The organism is Streptomyces sp. NRRL B-24572, assembly GCF_002156145.1.
Taxonomy (GTDB): domain Bacteria; phylum Actinomycetota; class Actinomycetes; order Streptomycetales; family Streptomycetaceae; genus Streptomyces; species Streptomyces vietnamensis.
Map to the genome: position 1 here is coordinate 1 of NZ_MWIG01001079.1, position 1,314 is coordinate 1,314.

The following is a 1,314-nucleotide window of genomic DNA, read 5'->3' on the forward strand; positions in this document are numbered from 1 at the left end:
GCGTGCCCGTCGCCCCGCCGGGACGGCGGGCGCGGCGGGCGTCTGGTGCGCGGGGCTCACGGAGATCCGTACTGCCCCGCCGTACGCCCGGGACGCCGCCCGGGGCCCGAGATCCGCCCGGGCGGCCTACGCGCGGCCCCCGGATTCACCGCCCCGGCCGTCAGCCCTGGGCCGCGGCGCGCTGCTTGCGGGCCGCCATCCACGCGTACACGAGCACGCCCGCGAAGAGGAACAGGACGCCCTGGTAGACGGCGGCGTAGCCGGAGCCGGCGACCAGCCAGAGGGAGAAGCCGAAGGCGGCGAGGGCGAGGACGCCGTCGCGGGCGAGCCGGGCCTTGGACACCTTCTCGGACTGCCCGGAGAGCAGGAAGTAGATCTGGGCGGCGGTGGACAGCAGGTAGGGCACGGTGGCGGTGAAGGTGGTGACGAGGACGAGGATCTCGAAGACGCCCTTCGTGCCGGCCGTGTAGTTGTAGACGGTCAGGAGCGAGGCGAGGACGACGGTGACGAGGACGCCGACCGTCGGGACGCCGCGCCGCTTGACCGTGAAGACCTTCGGGAACAGGCCGTCGCGGGCGGCCGCGTAGGGGGCCTGGGCGCTGAGCAGGGTCCAGCCGTTGAGCGCGCCGAGGATGCTCACCATGGCCATGCAGGCGACGAGGGTGCCGCCCCAGGAGCCGCCGAACATGGCGTTCGTGGCGTCGGAGAAGGGCGCGGTGGAGGTGACGAGCCTGTCGTGGGGGACGGTGCCGAAGACGGAGAGGGTGCCGAGCAGGTAGACGGCGGCGGCGCCGAGGGTGCCGAGGACGGTGGCGCGGCCGACGTTGCGGCGGGGGTCGCGGACCTCGCCGGCGCTGACGGCGGCGGACTCGACGCCGAGGTAGCTGAAGAGCAGGATCGCGGCGGAGGCGGAGACCGCGCCGAGCGTGCCGCCCCCGCCCGCCTGGAACGGTCCGAGGTTGGCGCTGTCGAAGAAGAACAGGCCGCCGACGGCGACCAGGATCAGCGGGACGAACTTGAGCACGGTCGCGACGACCTGCACGGCGCCGACGTAGCGGGTGCCGGCCAGGTTGGCGAGTGCGGGCAGCCACTGGAAGGCCAGGGCGGCGGCGATCGTGGCGAGCTTGGACTCGTGGACGGGGACGATCACGTCGAGGTAGCCGACGGCGGCGACGGCGAGGGCGGCGTTGGAGACCCAGGCGGTGATCCAGTACGACCAGGCGGCGAGGAAGCCGGCGAAGTCGCCGAAGGCGGCGCGGGCGTAGACGTAGGGTCCGCCGGTCTGCGGCAGGCGGTGGGCGAGGCGGCCGAAGA

The 1,314-nt window shown here is 74.0% G+C and carries 1 protein-coding gene; it reads right to left on the reverse strand.

Features of this window, described 5'->3' with window-relative positions; genetic code table 11:
• Window positions 1–160 precede the first annotated feature (160 nt).
• A partial coding sequence (locus tag CCN56_RS40300) for an amino acid permease (protein ID WP_086832509.1) occupies window positions 161–1,314 on the reverse strand: 1,154 nt, incomplete at its 5' end.